Raw genomic sequence first — 21,117 nt, 5'->3', positions numbered from 1 at the left:
TCAGGGGCGGGCCGGGTCGCGCAGCGGCAGGTGGGCGCCCATCACCGCGTACGGCCGCGCCGTGTTCGGGAAGCGCACCGCCGGCGCCAGGTCCCGGTAGCCGAGCGAGCGGTACAGCCGGCGGGCCGGGGTCTCCGCGTCGATCGCCGACAGGATCGAACGGTCCAGACCGGAGTGCTCGCACAGGGTGCGGATCAGCCGGGTGCCCACCCCTTGGCCCTGGAGCTCCGGCAGCACGTGCAGCTCGGTCACCGCGAACACCCCGTCCAGCCAGCTCTCGTGGCCGCGCGCCGCCAGGTACGGCTCGATCACCGTCGACCACCAGTGGGTGCGCTGGTTGGGCATCCCGTAGCCGAACCCGACCAGCCGGCCCTGCGCCATCGCCCCCAGCGCGATCACCCCCGGCTGCAGCGCGTGCCGGCCGACGATCGGCAGCCGCACCGCCACCTCCTGCGGACCCAGCCCGAACGCGACCGCCTGGACCTCCAGCACGGCAGGCGCCCACGCCGCCAGGTCGATGGCCTCGATCGTCACCCCGGTGAGCTGCTCCATGAAGCGGGACGTTACTACCTGCCGTCCCGGGCGTCCGCGTGGCCCGTCCCTCACAGCCAGGCCGCGAACTCCAGATGGAGCTCCATGCCCGCCGCGTCGCCCCCGGCCAGCGCCGCCAGCGCGGTGTCCACCGCCCGCAGCAGCGCCCAGGCCCGCACCCGGTCGGCGGGCAGCTCCACCGCCTCCGACAGCTGCGCCAGGCGCCGCCGGGCCGCGCCGCGCGGGCCCGGCGCGGCCGCCAGGGTCTCCGCCCGGTCCAGCACCAGCCGGGCCAGGTCGTACGCCCGGTCGCCCACCACCGGCCGCGGCCCGACCGCCAGCCACGGCGCCCGGTCGGCGGCCAGCACCCGCCCGTGGTGGAAGTCCCCGTGCAGCAGCCACCCGCCGCCGTCCGCGGCCAGCGCCACCGCCTCCAGCGCCTCGTCCACCAGCGGCCCCGCGTCCGCAGCGCCCGGCAGCGCCCGCCGCTCGGCGATCCGCCGCTCCAGCTCCCCGGCGCGCTCGACGAGGGTGGGGAACGCATGCCCGGCGGGCGGCTGCACCCACAGCCGGCGCAGCAGGCTGGTCGCCTCCAGCGTGGCCTTCGCCTCCGCCAGCGAACGCAGCGGGATCTCGCCGTGCAGCCGCTCCAGCAGCAGCGTCCGGTCCGCCTCCGCCAGCAGCAGCACGGCCCCGCGCCCGGCCCAGACCCGCAGCGCGGCCGCCTCGCCCACCGGGTCGGCGCCCGGGCGCAGCGCCTTCACCGCCACCGGCGTGCGGTCCTCGGCGCGGTACGCGTAACCGACCACTCCGCTGCGCCCGCCGGGCTCGGCCACCCGCTCCAGCACCAGCCCCCAGTCGGCCAGCCGCTCCGCGAACCGGGCCGGCAGCGCGGCGGACCACTCCGCCTCGCCCGGATCACCGCCCGCCCGGACCGACTCGGCGAGACGCTCGGGGACGGTGAACTGCGCGGGCTGTGCGGACATACCGTCCATCATCGCGCAGCGGACGCCGGGGACGGTGTTACGTCGCGCTCGCGGACGGCGCGGGGTCGGCGGCGGCGAGGCCGGGGAGGGCGGGCAGGTCGGCGCCCCAGTGGGCGGCCCGCAGGGCGCATTCGCGCAGGGCGGCGGCGGCCTGGGCGCGCAGGGCGGTGGTGGCGCACAGGTCGGCGTAGGCGGCGGTGAGCTGGGTCTCCAGGTGGGCGGCGAGCCGGCCGGCGGTGGCCGCGTCCTTGACCTGGAACGGCAGCCGGTAGCCGGGCGCGGCGGCGGTCGGGGAGGTGCCGCCGGCGGTGAGCAGCCGCTGCCAGGCGTCCCGGCGGGCCTGGTGGGCGGCGTACGCGGCGCGCCCGTCCTCGCGCTGCGGGCCGACCGGGAGGAACGCGCCCACCACGCCGTACCCGTAGACGGCGGCGTGTTCGGCGGCGAGCGCCGCCTGGAGGGCTTCGACGTCGGCGGCGCGCATCGCCGCGGGCGAGGCCGAGCCGGAGGGGGCGGCGGAGGCAGTGGGGGAGGGGGAGGGCGCCGGGCCGTCGTCGGCGATCGGCCCGGTGTCGCCGAGGGCGGCGGCGTGCGCGGCGCCGGAGGCGGCGACCGAGGCGAGCGTCCTGGCCAGTGCGGGGGAGGCGTCGGCCAGGTCGGCGAGCCGCCGGCCCGCGGTGCGGCGCTCGGACGCGGCCAGTTCGGCGACGGTGCGGGCGGCAGCCGCACCCGCGCTCGCGCTCGCGGCGGGCGAGGAGGCGGGCAGCGACTGGGCGAGCGCCTCGCGGTGCTGGAGGACGTCGTCGCGCAGGTCGCCGAGCCGGTCGGCGTCGGCGGGGCTCGCCGCGATCACCGCGCCGTAGTCGGCGAGCAGCGCGTCGGTGGCGGCGAGTTGACGCTGCCGCAGCGGCCGGTCGGCGTCCTCGGCGGTCGGGCGCGCGTTCTTGTCGTGGTCGTCGGTGCAGCCGCAGACGGACAGCAGTCCGCCGAGCGCGCCGAGCGCCAGGAAGGACCGCCGGGTGGGCGCGGGCATCGGCACTCCAGCGTGTTCGTGGGGCCGGGCGGCCGCCGTCGGGAGAATCATGACCGGAGCCGGGCGCTCCCGGCGGGAGCTTGGACGGTACCGGGTGGCTGTGACATTGCTCGCAGCGGGGTGGCCCGGCCGGGGGTGTCTCCCGGCCCCCCTGGGGGCCGGGGGGAGGGTCGGAATCGGCGGTTCGGGGGTTGACCGGATAGGCTTCGCGAAGAGTTAGCACCTCCGACAACAGCAGACGCGGCCGAGGAGTCACCCGGATGAGCACCACCCCCACTGACCGGCTGCGCACATTGCTGGAGCCGCTGGCCGCCGAGGCAGGGCTGGATCTCGAAGAGGTCAAGGTGACCCAGGCCGGCAGCCGCCGCCAGGTGCAGATCGACGTGGACGCCGACGGCGGCGTCGACCTGGACGCGATCGCGGAGTTCTCCCGCCTGGTCGGCCAGGCGCTGGACGAGTCGAACCTGATGGGTGACGCCCCGTATCTGCTGGAGGTCGGTTCGCCGGGCGCCGAGCGCCCGCTGAGCGAGCCGCGGCACTGGCGTCGGGCGACCGGTCGGCTGGCCGCGATCAAGCTGGTGGACGGCGCGGAACTGACCGCGCGGGTGCTGGAGAGCGACGAGGACGGCGCGCTGGTCGAGGTGCAGCCGGTGAAGGGGCGCGGCCGCCCCAAGGAGCGCCGACTGGAGTTCGCGGAGATCGCGCGGGCCCGGGTGCAGGTCGAGTTCAACCGCAAGGACGAGGAACTGCTCGACGCCGCCGCCGACATCGCGGACACGGACGAAGAGGAAGAGGAGGCGTAATCGTGGACATCGACATGAGTGCCCTGCGCGGGCTGGTCACCGAGAAGGGCGTGCCGTTCGACCTGCTGGTCGAGTCGATCGAGTCGGCCCTCCTCATCGCGTACCACCGCACCGAGGGCTCGCGCCGCCGGGCGCGGGTGGAGCTGAACCGCAAGAGCGGCCACGTGACGGTGTGGGCCCTGGAGGACGCGGCCGAGCTGGACGAGGGCGTGGAGCCCAAGGAGTTCGACGACACCCCGAGCGGGTTCGGCCGGATCGCCGCGTCCACCGCCAAGCAGGTCATCCTGCAGCGGCTGCGGGACGCCGCGGACGACCAGACCTTCGGCGAGTACGCCGGCAAGGAGGGCGACATCGTCACCGGTGTCGTCCAGCAGGGCAACGACCCGAAGAACATCCTGGTCGACATCGGCAAGCTGGAGGCCATCCTGCCGCCGCAGGAGCAGGTCCCGGGCGAGGACTACCGGCACGGCACCCGGCTGAAGTGCTACGTGGTGGGCGTGCGGCGCGGTGTGCGCGGCCCGTCGGTCACCCTGTCGCGGACCCACCCGAACCTGGTGAAGCGCCTGTTCGCGCTGGAGGTCCCGGAGATCGCGGACGGTTCGGTGGAGATCGCGGCGATCGCCCGCGAGGCCGGCCACCGCACCAAGATCGCGGTGTGGTCGCGCCGCCAGGGCCTGAACGCCAAGGGCGCCTGCATCGGCCCGAACGGCATGCGGGTGCGCGGCGTGATGGCCGAGCTGCACGGCGAGAAGATCGACATCGTCGACTGGTCCGAGGACCCGGCCGAGATGGTCGCCGCCGCCCTGTCGCCCGCGCGGGTGACCAAGGTGGAGATCGTCGACCTGGCCCAGCGGTCGGCCCGGGTGATCGTGCCGGACTACCAGCTGTCGCTGGCGATCGGCAAGGAGGGTCAGAACGCCCGCCTGGCCGCCCGTCTGACGGGCTGGCGGATCGACATCCGCCCGGACACCGAGGCCCCGGTCGAGGGTCAGTAATCGAGCGTCGCCCAGCAGTGGGCGCTGTCCCAAGCCTCCGGAGATCTACTCGGCGGCGGCGAGTCCCTTCGGAGGGGTAGACTTGAGCGTGTCTGGCCGGACGCATGCCCGTGCATGCCCTGAACGCACCTGCGTGGGCTGCCGCAAGCGGGCGGCCAAGCACGAGCTGCTGCGTGTCGTGGCGGGCGAGGGCGAGTGCGTCCCCGATCCTCGCGGCACACTGCCGGGCCGGGGCGCGTATCTGCACCCCGTACCGAACTGCCTCGACCTCGCGGTCCGCCGCCGGGCGTTCCCGAGGGCCCTCCGGGTCCAGGGCACGCTCGAACCCGGCGCCCTGCGGGAGTACGTCGGGGCAGGAGCAAGTCCGGCCGACGGTCAGTCGGCCCGCTGACGGGCCTCGTGCCCGGCAACACGCACCAGCGCACGGCAGTGGGTACATCGCCGTGCGCCACAGTCAGGTACCTCGCGAGATGGAAGTAGGTCGAGATTGCGATGAGCACTCGATGAGTACGCGATGAGTACGCCCATGAAGTAGCGACAGTCCGGCGGACGACACCCCGGACGTATAGACAGGAGCGAAGTGGCTAAGGTCCGGGTATACGAGCTCGCCAAGGAACTTGGTTTGGAGAGCAAGGCCGTCATGGCCAAGCTCACCGAGTTGGGTGAGTTCGTGCGTTCGGCGTCCTCGACGATCGAGGCGCCGGTCGTGCGCAAGTTGACTGACGCTTTGGGAGCGACCCCGCCGTCCGGCGGCGCGTCCTCCGCGAAGCCTGGCCCGCGGAAGCCCGCGGCGCCCCAGCCGACCGGCGGCGCCGGTTCGGCTGCACCCAAGCCGGGTGCCCCCACCCCTGGCCCGCGTCCGACTGTGACGCCGGGCCCCCGTCCCACCACCCCCGCGCCCGCCGCGGGCTCGGCTGCGCCGAAGCCCGCCGGGGCGCCGACCCCGGGTCCGCGCCCGGCGGCCCGTCCGGCTGCGCCGGCCGCGCCTGCCGCGCCCGCTCCGGCGGCCGAGTTCTCCTCCCCGGCTCCGGCCGGTGAGGCTCCGGCGCGTCCGGCCGCCCCGCGGCCGGCTCCGGCCAACCCCGCGGCCCGTCCGGGCCCGCGTCCGGCCGGTCCGCGTCCGGGCAACAACCCCTTCACCTCCGGTGGCGCTTCGGGCATGGCCCGTCCGTCCGCTCCCCGTCCGGGTGGCGGCGAGCGCGGCCAGCGTCCGGGTGCTCCGGGTGCGGGTGCTCCGCGTCCGGGCGGTGCCCCCGCCGGCGAGCGCGGCCCCCGTCCCGGTGGCGAGCGCGGTCCCCGTCCCGGCGGTCCGGGTGCGGGTGCTCCGCGTCCGGGCGGTGCCCCGGCCGGCGAGCGCGGTCCCCGTCCCGGCGGCGCTCCGCGTCCCGGTGCTCCGGGTGCCGGTGCTCCCCGTCCCGACGGCATGCCGCGTCCGGCCGGTCCGCGCCCCGGTGCGCCGAGCCCGTCCGGTATGCCCCGTCCGAACCCCGGCATGATGCCGCAGCGTCCGGGCCCGCGTCCGGGTCCGGGTGCCGGTGCTCGTCCGGGTGGTCCGGGTGCGCGTCCGGGTGCCCCGGGTGGCGCTCGTCCGGGCTTCCAGGGCCGTCCGGCCGGTCCGGGCTCGCGTCCGGCCGGTGGCGGCTTCGGCGGTCCCCGTCCCGGCGGTGCCGGTGGCGGCGGCGGCTTCGGTGGCGGCGGTGCCCGTCCCGGCGGCTTCGGCGGTCGTCCCGGTGGCCCGGGTGCCCGTGGTGGCACGCAGGGTGCGTTCGGTCGCGGCCCCGGTGGCCGTCCGGCGCGTGGCCGGAAGTCGAAGCGCGCGAAGCGTCAGGAATACGAGGCCATGCAGGCCCCGTCCGTCGGCGGTGTGATGCTGCCGCGTGGCAACGGTTCGACCGTTCGCCTGTCGCGCGGTGCGTCGCTGACGGACTTCGCGGAGAAGATCAACGCCAACCCGGCCGCGCTCGTCTCCGTCATGTTCAACCTCGGTGAGATGGTCACCGCCACCCAGTCGGTCTCCGACGCCACGCTGCAGCTGCTGGCGGACGAGATGGGCTTCGTGCTGGAGATCGTCAGCCGGGACGACGAGGACCGTGAGCTGCTGGAGTCGTTCGACATCGACTTCGGTGTCGACGAGGGTGACGAGGAGCAGCTGGCTCCGCGTCCGCCGGTCGTGACCGTCATGGGTCACGTCGACCACGGTAAGACCCGACTGCTGGACGCGATCCGCAAGACCAACGTGGTCGCGGGCGAGGCCGGCGGCATCACCCAGCACATCGGTGCGTACCAGGTGGCGACCGAGGTGAACGGCGAGGAGCGCCGGATCACCTTCCTCGACACCCCGGGTCACGAGGCGTTCTCCGCCATGCGTGCCCGTGGTGCCAAGTCCACCGACATCGCGATCCTGGTGGTCGCGGCCAACGACGGCGTCATGCCGCAGACGGTCGAGGCGCTCAACCACGCCAAGGCCGCCGGTGTGCCGATCGTGGTCGCGGTCAACAAGATCGACGTCGAGGGCGCGGACCCGACCAAGGTCCGTGGTCAGCTGACCGAGTTCGGCCTGGTGGCCGAGGAGTACGGCGGCGACACCATGTTCGTCGACATCTCCGCGCGCCAGGGCCTCAACATCGAGGAGCTGCTGGAGGCCGTGGTCCTGACCGCGGACGCCTCCCTCGACCTGCGCGCCAACCCGGAGCAGGACGCCCAGGGCATCGCGATCGAAGCCCACCTGGACAAGGGCCGCGGCGCCATGGCGACGCTGCTCATCCAGCGCGGCACCCTGCGGGTCGGCGACTCGATCGTGGTCGGCGACTCCTACGGCCGCGTCCGCGCGATGCTGGACGAGAACGGCAACAGCCTCTCCGAGGCCGGCCCGTCCCGTCCGGTCATGCTGCTCGGTCTGACCTCGGTGCCCCGCGCCGGCGACAGCTTCATCGTCGTCGACGAGGACCGCACCGCCCGCCAGATCGCCGAGAAGCGCTCCGCCCGCGACCGCAACGCCTCGATGGCCCAGCGCCGCGTCCGCGTCTCGCTGGAGGGCTTCGAGGCCGCGCTGGCCGCCGGCAACATCGAGAAGCTCAACCTCATCATCAAGGGTGACGTCTCCGGTTCCGTCGAAGCCCTCGAGGACGCGCTCGTCAAGCTGGACGTGGGCGAAGAGGTCGAGCTGCGGATCCTGCACCGCGGTGTGGGCGCCATCACCGAGTCCGACGTGGACCTGGCGATGGGCTCGGACGCCATCATCATCGGCTTCAACGTGCGCGCCGAGGGGCGTGCCCGTACCGCGGCCGAGCGCGAAGGCGTCGACATCCGGTACTACTCGGTCATCTACCAGGCGATCGAGGAGATCGAGGCCGCGCTCAAGGGCCTGCTCAAGCCCGAGTACGAGGAGGTGCGCCTCGGCTCCGCGGAGATCCGCGAGGTGTTCCGCTCCTCCAAGTTCGGCAACATCGCCGGTGTCATCGTTCGCGAGGGCATCATCCGCCGCAACACCAAGGCCCGCCTGCTGCGCGACGGCAAGGTCGTGGCGGAGAACCTCAACATCGAGGGTCTGCGCCGCTTCAAGGACGACGCGACCGAGGTCCGCGAGGGCTTCGAGGCCGGTGTCACGCTGGGCTCGTTCAACGACATCAAGGTCGACGATGTCATCGAGACCTACGAGATGCGCGAGAAGCCGCGCGCGTAACGGCTGCTGACCGGGGTCGGTCGACGGGGTGCAGTTATCCCGTCGACCGGCCCCGGCCGCGCTGTTAGGGTCCTGGCTGTCGGGAATCCTTCGAGGCCACCAGGCCGGCCAGGCCTGTCACTGCATGTATGTAGGAACTCTCACTTTCGACCTGCTCCTCGGCGACGTGCACTCGCTGAAGGAGAAACGGTCGATCGTTCGGCCCATCGTGGCCGAACTGCAGCGCAAGTACAGCGTGTGCGCCGCAGAGGTCGGGAACCAGGATCTGCACCGCAGGGCCGAGATCGGCTGTGCGGTGGTGTCCGGCGACGCCGGGTACGTCAACGAGATCCTGGACAGCTGTGAGCGGCTCGTCGCCGGCCGCCCCGAGGTGATGCTGCTCTCCGCGAGGAGGCGGCACCACCACGACGACGACGAATGACCTGCGGGCGTCACCACCGTCACACCCGCACCGAACCGAGAGCGCCCACAAGGCTGGGCGCGGGCAGGTACGTTGGGGAGAGGGCCCCACCGGGTCCAGGTCATGACCCGGGTACCGCGCCTACTGCACGAGGAGGCAAGGCAACGTGACCGACACCGCAAGGGCGCGCAAGCTCGCCGACCGCATTCAGGTGGTCGTGGCGGAGACCCTGCAGCGCCGGATCAAGGACCCGCGACTCGGGTACGTCACCATCACGGACGCCCGGGTGACGGGTGACCTGCGCGAGGCCACCGTCTTCTACACCGTCTACGGCGACGAGACCGACCGCGAGTCCAGCGCGGCCGCGCTGGAGAGCGCCAAGGGCATCCTGCGCTCCGAGGTCGGCAAGCAGACCGGGGTGCGGTTCACGCCGACCCTGACCTTCGTCGCCGACGCGCTTCCGGACAACGCCCGGAACATCGACGACCTGCTGGACAAGGCCCGGGTCTCCGACGCCGCGGTCCGCACCGCGGCCGCCGGGGCCGCCTACGCCGGCGAGGCCGACCCGTACAAGGCGGCCCGCGACGACGACGAGGACGAGTGACCACGGCCGGGAAGCCGGCCGAGTCCGGCGCCGCGGGGGCGGTCTCCACTGTTGAGGTGGAGACCGCCCTCGCGGTGCTTCCGGGCCCGCGCAGCGGGTCGTCGCCCGAACCCGGGGCGCAGGGCGGCGACGGTCGGTTCGAGGCCGCGTGGGAACGCGCCCTGGAACTGATCGCGGGCGCCGACGAGATCGACCTGATCTGCCACATCTGCCCGGACGGCGACGCGCTGGGCTCCGCGCTGGCCGCCGCGCAGGCGCTGCGCGGTCTCGGAAAACGGGTGCGGGTGTCCTTCGGCGAGGACCCGCAGATCATCCCCGAATCGCTGTCCTTCCTGCCCGGGCAGGACCTGATCGTCCCGGCCGCCGCGGTGCCCGCCGCGCCCGCGCTGGTGCTGGCCTTCGACGCCGCCTCCGAGGAACGGCTCGGCCTGCTGCGCGACAAGGCCTTCGCGGCCGGCGCGCTGGTGGTCTTCGACCACCACGCCTCCAACCCGGGCTTCGGCGACGTCCGGCTGATCGACCCGTCCGCGCCCGCCACCGCCGTCCTGGTCGACGAACTGCTGCGCCGGCTGCGCGTCCCGCTGGACCAGCCGATCGCGACCTGCCTGTACACCGGCATCGCCACCGACACCGGCTCGTTCAAGTACCGGGCCACCACGCCCGCCACCCACGAGATGGCCGGGCGGATGCTGGCCACCGGGATCCGGCACGACCTGATCTCCCGGCAACTGTGGGACACCACCTCGTTCGGCTACCTGAAGGTGCTCGCCGGGGCGCTGGACCGCGCCGTGTTCGAGCCCGAGCAGGCCGGCGGGCACGGGCTGGTGTGGACCTGGGTGCCGTACCAGGACCTGGCGCTGTTCGGCGTCACCGTGGAGGAGATCGAGGGCCTGATCGACGTGCTGCGCAAGCCCGCCGAGGCGGACGTCGCGCTGGTGCTCAAGCAGGACCCGGACGGTACCCTGCGCGGCTCCTGCCGCTCGCGGGGCGCGGTCGACGTGGCCGCGGTGTGCGCCCGGCTGGACGGCGGCGGGCACGTCTTCGCGGCCGGGTTCTCCGCCCGGGCCGGGGTGCCGGAGACCGTCGAGCGGTTCCGGGTGGCGTTGGCGGAGGAAAGCGCGCGCTAGGCTCGTCCGGTTCGGTGGACGGCCGCGGCAGCGGCGACGCAGGGAATGAAACGATAGAGCGATGAAGCGTAAAGGGACGGGCCCCGACGGGCTGGTCATCGTGGACAAGCCGGAAGGCATCACCTCGCACGGCGTGGTGGCCAAGCTCCGCTGGCTGGCCGGCACCCGCAAGGTCGGGCACGCCGGCACCCTCGACCCGATGGCCACCGGCGTGCTGGTGATCGGCGTCGAGCGGGCCACCCGGCTGCTCGGGCACCTGATGCTCACCGCGAAGACGTACGACGCCACCGTCCGGCTCGGCCAGACCACCATCACCGACGACCGGGAGGGCGAGGTCACCGCCTCCGCCCCGGCCGACGCGGTGGCGCGGGAGGCGATCGACGCCGAGATCGCGAAGCTCACCGGCGAGATCATGCAGGTGCCGTCCAAGGTCAGCGCCATCAAGATCGACGGCAAGCGCTCGTACGCCCGGGTCCGCGAGGGCGAGGACTTCGAACTCGCCGCCCGGCCGACCACCGTGCACTCCTTCACGGTGCACCAGGTGCGCCCGGCGGTCGCCGAGGACGGCACGCCGGTGCTCGACCTCGACGTGACCGTGGAGTGCTCCTCCGGCACCTACATCCGCGCACTCGCCCGCGACCTGGGCGCCGCGCTCGGCGTCGGCGGCCACCTGACCATGCTGCGCCGCACCAAGGTCGGCCCCTACTCGGTCGAATCCGCGCACACCCTGGAGCAGTTGGAGGAGAAGCTCGAGGTCCTGCCGATCGCCGACGCCGCCGCGGCCGCGTTCCCGCGCTGGGACATCGACGCCGAGCAGGCCAAGCTGCTCTCCAACGGCATGCGACTGCCCGCTCCCGGCCTCGGCGTGGACGGCCCGATCGCGGTCTTCGACCCGGACGGACGGTTCCTGGCGCTGGTGGAGGAGCACGCCGGGAAGGCCAAGCCGGTCGCGGTGTTCGTGGGCTGACCGACGGTCAGGGCGCGTGCGCGATTCCGCCGTCGGCCCGCCGGTGATCGGCCGCTGCCCCGGCCGCGCCGGTGCCGGCGTCGGGGGAGTCGTCGTCGGCCGCGGTGCAGCCGGTGACGGTGCGGGCGGGCGGCTCGGGCGCCGGGGGTTCGCCGGCGTCGACCGGTGGGGGTGACGACGGGTTCGCGGTCGCCCGGTCGGGGGTGGGCGCGGTGGCGCTCGGCAGTGGGCTGCCGGTGGCGGCGCGGCGGCGGAAGGCCGGCCCGCGCGGAGTTCCGACAGTCGGTGAACGGCCCCGGTGGAGAGCTTCTCCGCCGGGGCCGTTCGGCGTCTCAGCGCAGGGCGAGGCGCCAGTCGTTGCTGTGCAGGAACCGCCCCGAACCCCGCGGGTACTCGAACTCGCACGGGCCCGCGTCGGTGAAGCCGAGGCGGGCGCACAGGGCGTTGGAGGGGGCGTTGTCGGCGGCCGGGAAGGCGTGCAGGGCGCCGGGGGCGGTGCGGTCCGCGGCGGCCGCCTCGCGCAGGGCGGCGAGCATCAGGCGGCCGGCGGCGAGCGCCAGGCCGCGGCCCTGGAACTCGGGCAGGACGTTCCAGCCGGTCTCGTAGATCTCCTCGCCCTGCCAGTCGCGCCGGTGGTAGGCGATCGAACCGGCGGGGGCGCCGTCGGCCAGCACCGCGTACATGACGCCGCCCAGCGCCGGGAGTTCGAGGTAGCGGCGGTGGCGGTGCAGCAGCTGCTCCGGGGTCTCCGGGCCGCCGACATGACGGCGCATCAGCGGCGTGTTGATGCGCTCCAGCAGGGCGAAGCGGGAGTCGGACCAGGGGTCGAGGCGGACGTCCATGCCCGGATGCTGGCAGACCGCCGCCCGCCCGGCCCACCGGTTTTCCGGGGGCGGCCGGGGCGGTGCGCGGCGTGTCGCCGGGGGCGCGCGAGGTGAACGGGTGTGGTGAGCGGGGCGCGCGGGGTGCTGTGGGGCTGGTGGGGGGCAGGCTGACCGGCGGCCGGAACAGCGGCCGCAGAGCGGAGGGAGGACCGGCGGGATGGGCGAGGGCGCGAGCGCCGGCTTCGCGGGAGACCCGGCGCACGGGCTGCTGCGCATCCGGGACGTGCAGGGCCGGTTGTGCGGGCTCGGGTTCGTCGCCGACCGGCAGGGCACGGTGGTGACCGCGCACGAGGCGGTGGCGGGCCTGCCCAGGCTGGTACTGCACACCCCGGGCGGCCAGTCCAGGGTGCTCGGGCCGGAGAGCGTCGACCTGCTGCCGGAACGCGGTCTGGCGCTGCTGCGGACCACGGCGGTCGGCGGCGTGCCGGGCCGCGCGCTGCCGATCGGGCGCGGCGAGGTCGGCGGCCCCGTCGTGGTGCCGCACCAGCGCCGTGAGGACGGCACGCCCGCGCTGGCCCGCGGCAGCCTGCTCGGCCGGGAGAACGGCCGCTGCGGGGACGGCGTGCAGACCCGGACGGTCCCGGGCGTGCTGCTGCTCGACCTCCCCGCGGCGCCGGTGGCCGGCGCGCCCGTCCTCGACCCGGACACCGGGGCCGTGCTGGCCGTCGTCGCACCCCGGGTGCGCACCGCCGGCGGGTCCGGGGTGGCGGCCGTCCCGCTGTCCGTCGACGTCCCGGCGGGGGACGGCCCGCTCGGGCTGCTGCTGGCCCGCAACGCCTCCGGCGTGCCCGCGTTCGGCCGCGCCCTCAACCTGGCCGGCGGGCTGCGCCTGACGGCCGCCCAGCTGGACGCCGCCACCGCCGGCCCCGGCCGGATCACCGAGCTCGCCGCCGACCGGGTCGACCGGCCCGACGGCCTCAGCGGCGAGGAGCCGCAGGACACCCTGACGGTGCTGCTCGGCGAGGCCGGCAGCGGGCGCACCACCGAACTGGCCGCGCTCGCCGTCCGCCGGGCCGGCGCCGCCGAACCACTGCCCACGCTCTGGCTGCGCGGCGCCGACCTGGCCCTGGGCGACCGCGCCCTCGGCGACACCCTGCACCGCCGACTCGTCGCGGCGGCACGGCAGTTGGGCGTCCCCGAGGTGGGCCCGGCGGAGCTCGCCGAACGGTGCGCGGACGGCGGCCGCCCGCTGCTGGTGGTGCTGGACGGGCCCGAGGAGGCCCCGCTGGCGCTCTCCGCGCGCTGGCTGACCGGCGCCCTGGAGTGGTTGGGCGCCCACCGCGCCCGCGCCCTGGTCGCCTGCCGCCCCGACGGCTGGCAGCAGCTCGGCCCCTGGCGGTCCGCCGCCCGGGCGCTCTGGCTGGGCCCGCTCACCGACGACGCCGCGGCCCGGGCCGGGCGGCGCTACGGGCTGCCAGAGCCCTTCCTCGGCCCCGCCGACCGCGGCCACCCGCTGGCGCTGCGGCTGGCCGGCGACCTGCGCGGCGCGGGCGTCCACGGGCCGGTCGCCGACCGCGGCGAGCTCTTCGACGGCTGGCTGGACCTGGCCTGCCTGACCGTCGCCCGCCGGATCGCCCCCGTCGCCGGCGGCCAGCGCCGCCACCGGCGCGGCGGCCCCGTCCCGCCCGGCGAGGACGCCAAGCAGCTCCGCCGGCTGGCCGTGGTGGTGGCCGGCCGGCTGCACGAGGCCGCCCGGCTGATGCTCGGCGCCGGCGACGGGGCGCTGCCCGCCGCGGAGTTCGACCGGCTGTTCCCGGCCGCGGGCGGCTGGGCGCGGGCCGTCCGCGAGGAGCACCTGCTGGTCCCGGCGGGCGCCGGGCACCGGGCCGCCCACGAGGAGTGGGGGGAGTGGCTGCAGAGCCTGCACCTGGACCTGGACGCGGCGCTGCGCCTGCTGCTGGCGGAGGAGGACGCGACGGCCGACGCCCCCGGCGACCCGACGGCCCGGAACGTCCTCCCGCCCGCGGCGGTCGGGGTGAAGGGCCGTCAGGGCGCGGTCGGCCGGGCCCGGGTGGGCGTGGTGACGGGGGCGCTGCGCCGGGTGGGGGCGGCGCGCGGCGCGGGGGCGCTGGACGGCTGGCTGCACCGGATCCGGCTGGCGCTGGAGCGGGCCGAGCCGGGCGGCGAACCCGACTGGTGGGCGGGCCGGCTGCTGGCGGCCGGGATCGCCGGCAGCCCCGAGCCCGGCGCGCACCGGGAGCTGCTGGAGTCGCTGGCGGCCCGGGCCGGGCGGGACGAGCGCTTCGGCCCGGCGTTCTGGGTCGCCCTGCCGCTGCCCGCCGCCGACCGGGTCGCGCTGCTCGGGCGGCTCGCCGGCGACCCGAGCAGCCCGAGCAGCCCGAGCAGCCCGAGCGGTCCGGGTGGCCCGGGCGGCCGGGCGGAGGCGGTGCGGGAGGCCGTCGCGGAGCTGCTGGCCGCCGACCCGCACACCGTGCTGCCACTGCTGTGCGGCTGGTACGAGCACGCCGGGCCGGCCGCCGCCGACCTCGCCGACGCCCTGCTGTTCGAGCACCGGGCGCTGGCCCTGGACGAGTTGACGGAGGCTCTGGTCGCGGCCGCGCACCCGCGGGCCGACGCGCTGCTCGGGCGGCTCGCCGAGCGGGAGCCGTCCGCGCTGTGCCGGGCCGTCGACCGGTGGAGCCACGACCCGCGCCCCGAGCGGCACGTCGCGGCCGCCGTGCACGCGCTGCGCACCGCCCCGCACGCGGGCGGCTCGGGCGCGCAGCTGCTGCGGCTGGCCGCCGGCACCCTGCTCGCCAGGGACGACGAACCGGCGCTGCACGGCGCGGCGCTGGCGCTGCTGGTGCGCGACCCGCAGACCCGGGCCGAGCACCTGCCGGCGGCGCTGGCCGGCTACCGGGCGGGCGACCCGTTCCTCACCGAGGAGGTGCTGGGCGACCTGGTCGAGGAGTACCCGGCCGAGGTGCTGGCGGCGGTCCGCGAGCGGTCGCGGCTGCCCGGGGCGCGGGCCGGCGACGGGCTGCGGGCGTTCGACCGGGCGGCGGACCCGGCGGTGGTGCGCTCCGGGGTGCTGCTGGCGGCCGAGCTGCTGCGCGAGCGGCCCGAGCGGGCCGGGCAGATCGCCGACCACCTGGACCGGCTGCTGGACGCCGGGCGGGACGGCCGCCCGCTGCTGCCCGCGGTGCTCGCCGCCGGGCCCGCGGCCCGGGCCCGCTTCGCACCGGTGCTGGCCTCCCCCGGCACGGGCCGTGGAGGGCTGCTGGACGCCCTGCTGGCGGCCGAGCGGGATCCTGTGGTGCTGGGCGCCGTGGTGGAGGCGCTGGCGGCCCGGCACGCCGGTCACCCGCCGTCCCGGGTGCGCGAGTTGCTGCGCCGGATCGCCGGCGGCTGGCCCGGGGCGGACGCCGTCCTGGTGCGCTGCGCCGGCCGCTGGGCGGGGTTCGCCCGGCTGCTGGCGGACTGGCCCGCCGACGCCGCGCCACCGCCTGCCGGGCCCCGGCTGACCAGAATGCGGACGCTCACGGCGGCCGGCCGCGACCCGCAGTACGCCGCCGCGGAGGCCGAACGGCAGGTGGACCGGCCCGGCGGCCGTCTGACCGGTCACACCGGGGGCCTTCCGGTACCTGGACAGGGGCGGTCGCATGGCACGCTATAGGGGTTCGGTTTCGGTCTTTCGAGTGCACCGGGTGTGCACACCGTAGGAACAAGGAGCGGTCAGGTGCAGCGCTGGCACGGCCTGGAGGAGATCCCCGGGGACTGGGGGCGCAGCGTCGTCACCATCGGATCGTTCGACGGGGTCCACCGCGGACACCAGTTGATCATCAATCGGGTGGTCGAGCTGGCCGGGGAGCTGGGGGCGAGGTCGGTCGTCGTCACCTTCGACCCGCACCCCAGCGAGGTGGTCCGCCCGGGCAGCCACCCGCCGCTGCTCGCCCCGCAGCCGCGGCGGGCCGAACTGGTCGAGCAGCTCGGCGTGGACGCCGTGCTGGTGCTGCCGTTCACCGCCGAGTTCTCGAAGGAGTCGCCGGAGTACTTCGTGCAGTCGGTGCTGGTCGACGCGCTGCACGCGAAGGCCGTGGTGGAGGGCCCCAACTTCCGCTTCGGGCACCGCGCGGCGGGCAACGTCGAGCTGCTGGCCGAGCTCGGCCGGGCCGACGACTTCGCGGTCGAGGTGCTCGACCTGCAGGTGCGCGGCGCCGCCGGCGACGGCGAGCCGTTCTCCTCCAGCCTGTGCCGCCGCCTGGTCGCGGCCGGCGACATGGCGGGCGTCGCCGAGGTCCTGGGCCGCCCGCACCGGGTCGAGGGCGTGGTCGTCCGGGGCGCCCAGCGCGGCCGCGAACTCGGCTACCCCACGGCCAACGTGGACACCGTGCCGTACTCGGCGATCCCCACCGACGGCGTGTACGCGGGCTGGCTGACCGCCGACGGCGAGACCATGCCCGCCGCGATCTCGGTCGGCACCAACCCGACCTTCGACGGCACCCACCGCACCGTCGAGGCGTACGCCATCGACCGGGTCGGCCTCGACCTGTACGGCAAGCACGTCGCCGTCGACTTCCTCGCCTGGCTGCGCGGCATGGAGAAGTTCGACAGCATCGACGCCCTGCTGGAGCGGATGGCCGAGGACGTCAAGCGCGCCCGGGACCTCACCGAGCGCCCCTGACCCGCGCCCGGCATCAGGAAGCCCCCCGCGAAGAACCTCTCGCGGGGGGCTTCCTGATGTGCGCTCAGCAGCGCGTGCGCCCGGTCGTGCCGGTGCTCGGCCGTGCCTGCGCTCAGCCGTGCTGCGGCGGGTAGCCGTAGCCGGGCGGCGGGGCCTCGTGCGGCGGCGGGTAGCCGTAGCCGGGCTGCGGCGGACCCTGCGGCGGGTAGCCGCCGGGCTGCTGCGGCGGATACTGCTGCGGCGGCTGCTGCCACGGCTGCCCGGCCGCCGGGTAGCCGCCCTGCTGCGGGTACTGCGGCGGGTACGGCTGCTGCTGCTGCGGCGGGACGCCCTGCTGCTGGGCCTGCCAGCCGCCCTGCTGCTGCGCCTGCCAGCCGCCCTGCTGCTGGGCCCGGGCGATGTCCTCGCCGACCAGCGCCGCCAGCTCGAAGTAGGCGTCCCGGACCTTCGGCCGCATCATCGCCAGGTTGACCTCGGCGCCGGCCGCCAGGCTCTCGTCGAACGGCACCACCACGACGCCGCGGCAGCGGGTCTGGAAGTGCGCCACGATGTCCTCGATCTTGATCATCTTGCTGGTCTCGCGCACCCCGGAGACCACCGTGATCGACCGCTGCACCAGGTCCGCGTAGCCGTGCGCGGACAGCCAGTCCAGCGTGGTGGAGGCGCTGGACGCACCGTCCACGCTGGGCGTCGCCACCACGATCAGCTGGTCCGCCAGGTCCAGCACGCCGCGCATCGCCGAGTAGAGCAGACCGGTGCCGGAGTCGGTCAGGATGATCGGGTAGTGCTGCCCGAGCACCTGGATGACCTGGCGGTAGTCCGAGTCGTCGAAGGTGGTGGAGACCGCCGGGTCCACGTCGTTGGCGACGATCTCCAGGCCCGAGTTCGGGTCCTGCGAGGTGAACTGACGGACGTCCATGTAGCTGCGCACGTGCGGGATCGCCGTCACCAGGTCGCGGATGGTCGCCCCGGTCTGCCGCTTGATGCGGCGGCCCAGGGTGCCCGCGTCCGGGTTCGCGTCGATCGCGATGACCTTGTCCTGCCGCTCGCTGGCCAGCGTCGCGCCCAGCGAGGTGGTGGTCGTGGTCTTGCCGACGCCGCCCTTGAGGCTGATCACCGCGATCCGGTAGCAGGTCATCACCGGGTGCCGGATCAGCTCCAGCTTCTGCTGCTTGCCGGCCTGCGCCGACTTGCCGCCGAACTGGAACCGCGACTGCTTCTGCACCTTCGGCTGCCCCCGCAGCAGCCGGTCGGAGGAGAGCTCGACCGCGGCCGTGTACCCCAGCGCAGCGCCGTGCGCCGCCGCCTGCGGACCGGGCTGCTGGAACTGGGCCGGGGCCTGCGGCGCGTTCTGCGGGCCCGAGTGCTGCTGGTACGCCGGGCCCGGCCCGGCCTGCGGCCAACCGCCCGCCCGCGGATCCACCGGCGGCTGCCCGCCCCACTGCTGCTGGCCCTGCTGCGGCGGGTACGGCTGCTGCTGCACGGGCGGCTGCTGGCCCTGCTGCGGATACACCGGCGGCTGCGGCTGGTTGGGCCACGGCTGCTGCTGCATCGGCTGCTGCTGCATCGGCGGGTGCTGGCCCTGCTGCGGGTACACCGGCGGCGGCTGCTGCTGCATCGGGGGCTGCTGCTGCGGGACCTCCTGCACCGGCTGCGGCGCGGCCGCGAGCTCCACCGGCGGCGCGACGGGCACGCCCTGCCCGTGGGTGGCCGGCCCGGGCTGCTGCTCGGGGCCCGGCGCGACCGGAGGCTGCGGGGCCGCGTCCGGCGCGCCCGTCACCGGTGCGGCGGTCGGCGGAACCTGCGCCTGCACGGGCTGGGGCTGGGGCTGGTGCGGCTCCGGCGCGGGCGCCGGCTGCTGGACCTCCGGCTGCACCGGCTGCTGCTGGACCGGGGGTTGCTGCACCGGCTGCTGGACCGGCGGCTGCTGCACCGGGGGCTGCTGCTGGACGGGCGGCTGCTGGGCCGGGCCGGGAGCGGCGCTCTGGGTGTACCAGGACGGAGCAGTGTAGTCCGGGGCATCGGACCAGTCATCGTCGTCCTCGGCCGCGTTGTCGCCGACGTAGACGCCGTCCCGATCGCTGCTCACTGGGGCTCCCTCGTTCTCGCCGACGACGCGTCGGCGGTTGCCTTCGGGCAACAAGACTAGGCCGTGCAGGCGCATCCGCTGAAGGCGGAGCACGACCTGACGGCGGATCGGAGCGGGTCGGCCGGCCGGTCCGTCCCTCGGGGAACACCGGCCCCACGGGACGCACCGGCCGGCCGGCCCGCGCGACGCGGCCCGCCCGGCCGCACCGCGTCAGTCCATGCGGCGCGGGCCGCCCAGAACCTGGGTCTCGGCCTCGCCCGGGTTGGTCATCACGTACTGACGGCGCATCCGGGTCGCCCACAGGGTGATGTGGTCCGGCATCGTCGGCAGCGTGTTCACGTCGCCGGGCGACAGCGACAGCAGCCGGCCCACCAGCTCCGACTCCTGCGGCGACACCCGCTGCAGGCCGACCAGGTCGGCGGCGTTCAGCACCCGACTGGCGTTCGGACCCAGGTAGGGCAGCACCGTCAGCGTGGTCTGCCACGGCGCCGCCGACAGCCGGCTGCGCGACGGCCGGGCGCCCAGGTCGCGGACCACCAGGACGGGTGACGCCACCGACGCGCCCTGCGCGCCCAGGCGGCCGACCTGATGGATCGTCACGCACGGCTGCCCGCCGCCCGCGGCCTGGGCCATCGGCGCCCAGGCCTGCGGACGGCCGGTCTCCACCGCGATCCGGGCGCCGGTGGCGGCGGCGCGCAGCGCGATCAGCTGCGCCGTCCACATGCCGCCGACCAGCACCACCTCGTACTGCGTCGGCCGGAACAGGCCTATCACGGCGGGCTGTTGCTGCTGGTCCAGGCCGATCACCACGCCGTCGTCGCCGACCGGGAAGGCCAGTGCCGCCAGGTCGTCGACGGTCAGCACGTGCTTCTCCCGGCGCGGACCGCGCAGGCCGAAGCCGGGACGGACCCGCACCCGGGGCAGTTCGGCGGACTGCGGGGCCTGGCCGGAGTAGGTCTGGTAGGCCATCAGGACGTCCCTCCCAGGGGCAGCGTGGCGAGCAGGCCCGGGCCGTGCTCCTGGTCGAGGCGGGTCAGCGCCGTGCCGCTGTGCTGGGCGCGGGACTCCACCAGGCGGCCCACCTGGGCGATCTCGCTCTCGCTGCGCGCGGTCAGCCGGACGTGCCCGCTGAGCGCCACCGAGCCGCCCATCGCGCGGGTCGCGGTGACCGAGAAGGTGGAGGCGAACGCCGCCGGGGTGCTGGTGAGCTGGTTGACCAGCTCCGGCGCGGCGACCCGGCCGCCGCCGCCGCCCGGCCGGGTCAGCTCCGGCCACTTGGAGATCCAGTAGGTGGCGTGCCAGCGGTCGTCGATCCGGCAGAACTTCGCGGACTCCTGGGCCCGGCGCACGCCGACCCCGCCGCCGCCGGAGCCCTGACGGCCCGCCACCGCCACCGGGTTGGCGCACACCGAGATGGCCAGCGCCGCGATCAGCTCCCGCTCGTCGAGCACGGTCGCGGTGAAGCCGGCGCTGTTCAGCCGGCCGGCCAGCTGGTCGGTGACCCGCTGGAGGGCCTTGCGGGCGCCCTCCTCGCCGCCGCCGCGGGCCAGCACGGCGGTGGAGGCGCGCTCCGGGTCGAGCTTGACGGCGACCCACGTCAACCGCAGCGCAGGAGTGTTCACTCCTCCGGGTGCCTGCTGGTAGGCGCGCGCGGCCAGCGAGTGCTCCGGCAGGTGCGGCGCGGGCGCCGGCTGGGTGTGCTGGATCAGCTGCACCGACTCCAGCGGGATGTCGTCGACCTGCAGGACCGAGCAGATCAGGTCCAGCGGCAGCGAGGAGTTGGCGCGGCCCGGACGCAGCGGCTGGTCCTTGGACTGCACCAGCAGCACCGAGGTGAAGAACGTGCCGTCGCCGACCATGCCGGTCTCGCGACGCAGCGGCCGCCCGTCGCCGAGGTCGGTCTCGATCGCGTGGGTGCAGGTGCTCAGCGCCGGTTCCAGCTCCATCACCGGCGCCAGCGCCGGGTCGGTGCCGGGCGGCGGAACGTTGTACTTGGCCTCCCGGCGGCGGGAGTTGTACGCGGAGCGCACCCCCATCGCCTCGCCCGTGGTGCGGCCGCCGAGGCGCAGCAGGGCCACCACCACGAGGACCACGGCGGGCACCGCGAGGATCGCGGCCACCAGCTTGTTGATCGACCAGCCGACCGCCACCAGGGCGACGGCGACCTCGAGTTGGACGATTTGCTTGAGCTCCAGGCGGCGGGCGAGCAACCCGGGCCTGGGCAGCAGCCGCAGGCCGACCGGCCCGGTGGGCGCCGCGACCGGGGCGGTACGGGCCCGCCGCCCGCCCTGGGCGTCCGGCCTCCGACCCTGCGAGGTGGAGCGTCGTCGTGCTGGAGCGGACTGGCTTGGCATCCCCCGAATTGCCCTCTCTGCTTCAGATGTGCCGTCAGATC

17 protein-coding genes are annotated in these 21,117 nt (G+C 75.4%); 10 read left to right on the top strand and 7 right to left on the bottom strand.

Annotated elements, in window-relative coordinates; all coding sequences use genetic code 11:
• The 3 genes from CG736_RS34760 to CG736_RS38250 are packed head-to-tail and all read right to left on the bottom strand — an operon-like array spanning window position 1 to window position 2,547.
• Complete coding sequence (locus CG736_RS34760) at window positions 1-552, bottom strand: GNAT family N-acetyltransferase (RefSeq protein WP_100590090.1); 552 nt, start codon at window positions 550-552, stop codon at window positions 1-3.
• 50 nt (window positions 553-602) lie between these two features.
• Complete coding sequence (locus CG736_RS34755) at window positions 603-1,517, bottom strand: aminoglycoside phosphotransferase family protein (RefSeq protein WP_100590089.1); 915 nt, start codon at window positions 1,515-1,517, stop codon at window positions 603-605.
• Window positions 1,518-1,554: 37 nt separating this feature from the next.
• A complete protein-coding gene (locus CG736_RS38250; RefSeq protein ID WP_232734380.1) occupies window positions 1,555-2,547 on the bottom strand; it encodes a ferritin-like domain-containing protein in 993 nt (330 codons plus the stop codon).
• Between the two features lie 260 nt (window positions 2,548-2,807).
• Here CG736_RS38250 and rimP point away from each other — a divergent pair, with 260 nt between their 5' ends.
• The 8 genes from rimP to truB all read left to right on the top strand — a co-directional run bounded on the left by rimP (window position 2,808) and on the right by truB (window position 11,125).
• Window positions 2,808-3,350: a ribosome maturation factor RimP gene (gene rimP / locus CG736_RS34745; RefSeq protein ID WP_100590088.1), complete on the top strand. Its 543-nt coding sequence runs from the start codon at window positions 2,808-2,810 to the stop codon at window positions 3,348-3,350.
• 2 nt (window positions 3,351-3,352) lie between these two features.
• Window positions 3,353-4,345: a transcription termination factor NusA gene (gene nusA, locus CG736_RS34740; protein ID WP_043909691.1), complete on the top strand. Its 993-nt coding sequence runs from the start codon at window positions 3,353-3,355 to the stop codon at window positions 4,343-4,345.
• An 88-nt stretch (window positions 4,346-4,433) separates the two neighbouring features.
• Complete coding sequence (locus tag CG736_RS34735; protein ID WP_083462353.1) at window positions 4,434-4,736, top strand: YlxR family protein; 303 nt, start codon at window positions 4,434-4,436, stop codon at window positions 4,734-4,736.
• Between the two features lie 189 nt (window positions 4,737-4,925).
• Entirely contained in the window at window positions 4,926-8,027 is a 3,102-nt protein-coding gene (gene infB, locus CG736_RS34730) for a translation initiation factor IF-2 (protein WP_100590087.1), read from the top strand.
• Between the two features lie 124 nt (window positions 8,028-8,151).
• The gene (locus CG736_RS34725; protein WP_043909696.1) at window positions 8,152-8,448 is read left to right on the top strand and encodes a DUF503 domain-containing protein; all 297 of its coding nucleotides are present in this window, start codon (window positions 8,152-8,154) and stop codon (window positions 8,446-8,448) included.
• 145 nt (window positions 8,449-8,593) lie between these two features.
• Entirely contained in the window at window positions 8,594-9,031 is a 438-nt protein-coding gene (gene rbfA, locus CG736_RS34720; RefSeq protein WP_100590086.1) for a 30S ribosome-binding factor RbfA, read from the top strand.
• On the top strand, window positions 9,028-10,158 hold the full coding sequence (locus CG736_RS34715) for a bifunctional oligoribonuclease/PAP phosphatase NrnA (RefSeq protein ID WP_100590085.1): 1,131 nt from the start codon (window positions 9,028-9,030) through the stop codon (window positions 10,156-10,158). The genes rbfA and CG736_RS34715 overlap by 4 nt, the downstream gene beginning before the upstream one ends.
• Window positions 10,159-10,219: 61 nt before the next feature.
• Window positions 10,220-11,125 (top strand): tRNA pseudouridine(55) synthase TruB, encoded by a 906-nt coding sequence (gene truB, locus CG736_RS34710; RefSeq protein WP_100590084.1) that lies wholly within the window; start codon window positions 10,220-10,222, stop codon window positions 11,123-11,125.
• A gap of 332 nt (window positions 11,126-11,457) precedes the next feature.
• Here truB and CG736_RS34705 read toward each other — a convergent pair whose 3' ends face one another.
• The gene (locus CG736_RS34705) at window positions 11,458-11,967 is read right to left on the bottom strand and encodes a GNAT family N-acetyltransferase (protein WP_100590083.1); all 510 of its coding nucleotides are present in this window, start codon (window positions 11,965-11,967) and stop codon (window positions 11,458-11,460) included.
• Between the two features lie 199 nt (window positions 11,968-12,166).
• On the opposite strand from CG736_RS34705, the gene CG736_RS34700 reads away from it, so the two are divergent.
• Together CG736_RS34700 and CG736_RS34695 are read left to right on the top strand one after the other, a co-directional pair.
• The gene (locus CG736_RS34700; protein ID WP_100590082.1) at window positions 12,167-15,625 is read left to right on the top strand and encodes a serine protease; all 3,459 of its coding nucleotides are present in this window, start codon (window positions 12,167-12,169) and stop codon (window positions 15,623-15,625) included.
• Between the two features lie 63 nt (window positions 15,626-15,688).
• Entirely contained in the window at window positions 15,689-16,633 is a 945-nt protein-coding gene (locus tag CG736_RS34695) for a bifunctional riboflavin kinase/FAD synthetase (protein ID WP_083462140.1), read from the top strand.
• A 112-nt stretch (window positions 16,634-16,745) separates the two neighbouring features.
• Here the strand turns inward: CG736_RS34695 and CG736_RS34690 are convergent, their stop codons facing one another.
• The 3 genes from CG736_RS34690 to eccE all read right to left on the bottom strand — a co-directional run bounded on the left by CG736_RS34690 (window position 16,746) and on the right by eccE (window position 21,076).
• The gene (locus CG736_RS34690) at window positions 16,746-18,722 is read right to left on the bottom strand and encodes a MinD/ParA family protein (protein ID WP_100590081.1); all 1,977 of its coding nucleotides are present in this window, start codon (window positions 18,720-18,722) and stop codon (window positions 16,746-16,748) included.
• A 210-nt stretch (window positions 18,723-18,932) separates the two neighbouring features.
• The gene (locus tag CG736_RS34685; RefSeq protein WP_100590080.1) at window positions 18,933-19,691 is read right to left on the bottom strand and encodes a hypothetical protein; all 759 of its coding nucleotides are present in this window, start codon (window positions 19,689-19,691) and stop codon (window positions 18,933-18,935) included.
• Window positions 19,691-21,076, bottom strand: a complete 1,386-nt coding sequence (gene eccE / locus CG736_RS34680) for a type VII secretion protein EccE (protein ID WP_232734379.1) — start codon at window positions 21,074-21,076, stop codon at window positions 19,691-19,693. Before eccE ends, CG736_RS34685 begins: the two co-directional genes overlap by 1 nt.
• Between the last annotated feature and the right edge of the window lie 41 nt (window positions 21,077-21,117).

This window comes from Kitasatospora sp. CB02891, assembly GCF_002803145.1.
Taxonomy (GTDB): domain Bacteria; phylum Actinomycetota; class Actinomycetes; order Streptomycetales; family Streptomycetaceae; genus Kitasatospora; species Kitasatospora griseola.
The sequence above is the reverse complement of the archived record's forward strand: the minus strand, read 5'-3'. Positions and strand labels throughout refer to the sequence as shown.